The sequence below is a fragment of the Candidatus Polarisedimenticolia bacterium genome, assembly GCA_035764505.1.
GTDB lineage: Bacteria > Acidobacteriota > Polarisedimenticolia > Gp22-AA2 > AA152 > AA152.
In genome coordinates this window covers 1-2269 of record DASTZC010000142.1, presented here as the reverse complement: position 1 = coordinate 2269, position 2269 = coordinate 1, and the positions used below count along the sequence as shown (strand labels likewise).

Below are 2269 nucleotides of genomic sequence, written 5' to 3'. Positions count from 1 at the left end.
TAGACCGGATTCTCAGCCTCGACGAAGATACGAACTTCAGGACCTTCCTCGTCCGTGGCCGGAAGGATCTTGATCTTCGCTTCCAGGATACTCCCGTCGGCGCCGGTGGCGCGCACCGGCCCATAGCGGAGCACCGTCTTGCCGCCGCCGTCGGCGAAGTCGACGAAGTAGCTGGGAGGGATACGCTTCGGCACGAGATCTCCGCCGACCGCGAGATCCAGGGTGATTCTCGTCTCCGACCCCGGATCCCGGTGGTCGGGAGGCGCAGCGAGCGTGAAGCCATGCTCGAGGGCGGATTCGCCGTTCACGAACGTCTGCCGTACCCCTTCGAAGGCATAGTCGACGTGGTTCTCAGAAGCCGAAAGGCGGGCGGTTCCGGGCGAAGTGGCCTCGGCATCATGGCCGAAGGCGCCCAGAGCCAGATCGAGCGACCAGGCGCCGGCCGAAGGGCTCAGCGGAGTGATGCGAGCGCCCGAAGGACTGAAGGAAAAATGCAGGTTGTTCCTGGGATTGTCAGCCTGGTACGTTGGCGGGTTGTCCTGGCGGGCTTGTGTTTCGGGCGTGACGTCCAGAACCGAGGACGCCTTGACGGGCCCGGGATCGCTTTTAGGGGCCGAGCCTGCGGCGAGGCTCCCAGCGACTCCCAGACCGATGGTTACCCAAAGAAGAAGGCCTCCCCTGCGAACGCGATAGCCCATTGCCAGCTCCCCCTCTCTGAGATCTGGTGAGTCGCAAGAAAGATTGTCGATCTGCAAATCACGAGCGAGCAGAACCCCTTTGCCTAGTACGCTGAATCACCCTTGGTGTCAAGGCGGATTTGCAGCGAATCAAGGTCGGCCGGGGGCGGGGAGGGCCATCCCACTGAAAAGCGCTGCCCTCGAGCAGGATGGCCGCGCTTTCGGGGGCGGCAGCGACGGCTTAGTACTTTGCCAGCTCCTCGAGAGCCCTGTGGATGTGGGATACCTGCGGCAGGATCTCGTCCTCCAGCAGCGGCTGGTAGGCACAGAAAGTGTCGGTGGCGCCGACGCGGCGCACCGGACCGTCGAGGTACTCGAACAGTTGGTCGGCGATCAGCGCGGCGATCTCGGCGCCGAAGCCGAAGCTCAGGCAATCCTCGTGCACCACCAGCACCTTTCCCGTCTTCCTGACGGAAGTCTCGATAGCGTCCCAGTCGAACGGCGCGAGGCTGCGCAGATCGAGGACCTCGACCGAGACTCCCTGATCTTCCTGGAGCTTGCGCGCGGCGCGCAGCGAGCGCTCCACCGTGGCGCCGTAGGTCACCAGCGTCATGTCGCTCCCTTCCATGACGAGGCGCGCCTTGCCGAAGGGGACCATGTAATCGGGGCCCGGATAGATCCCCTTGTTGTAGGTCTGCCGGTAGAGGTGCTTGTGCTCGAGGAACAGCACCGGGTCCTCGCAGCGGATGGCGGTGCGCAGCAACCCGTTGGCGTCCAGGGCCGTCGCCGGCATCACCACGCGCAGCCCGGGAGTGTGGGTGAAGAAGACCTCGCCTGACTGGCTGTGGTACGGCGCGCCGCCCCCCAGGTAGCCGCCCGAAGCGACGCGGATGACGACCGGGCAGGAGAAGCCGTTGTTGGAGCGCCAGCGCAGGTTCGACAGCTCGTCGCGAATCTGCATGAACGCCGGCCAGATGTAATCGAGAAACTGAATTTCCACCACCGGCTTGAGGCCGCGCGTGGCCATGCCGATGGCGCGTCCCACGATGTTCGCCTCGGCCAGCGGCGAGTTGAAGACCCGGTCGCGGCCGTAGAGGCGCTGCAGATTGTGGGTGACCTTGAAGACGCCGCCCTTGCCCTTCACCTCGGGCAGGTACTGGTCGCGACTCGCGTCCGCCACGTCCTCGCCGAAGATGACGATGCGCGGATCGTGCGCCATCTCGTCCTTGAGGCAGGCATTCAGGAGATCCACCATCGTCTTCGGGTCCCCCTCGGTCTTCGGTTCCGTCGCGAAATCATCCGAGGTCGGATCGACGTCGGGGGAGTAGACGAAATCGTAGATGGTGTCGGTGCCGGGGCGCGCCTCGGCGGCGGCCTGGTCGGTCTGCTCGTTGATCTCGGTGTCGACGCTCTCGCGCATCCGGGTCAGGAAGGCCTCGTCCGCCAGCCCTTCCTCCAGGAGGAGCTTCTCGAACCGGACGATCGGATCGCGCTTCGCCTCTTCCTGGCGCTCCTTCTCCGGCTTGTAGTTCTTCTCGTCATCGGACAGCGAGTGCGAGTAGGGGCGCACGACGTGCGCCTGGATCAGCGCC

General features: G+C 64.9%; 2 protein-coding genes. Both read right to left on the bottom strand.

From position 1 onward, the window contains the following. A partial coding sequence (locus VFW45_09890; GenBank protein ID HEU5181094.1) for a hypothetical protein occupies positions 1–698 on the bottom strand: 698 nt, incomplete at its 3' end. A gap of 220 nt (positions 699–918) precedes the next feature. Beyond that, positions 919–2269, bottom strand: a 1351-nt coding sequence (locus VFW45_09885) for a transketolase C-terminal domain-containing protein (GenBank protein ID HEU5181093.1), incomplete at its 5' end; no start/stop codon positions are given.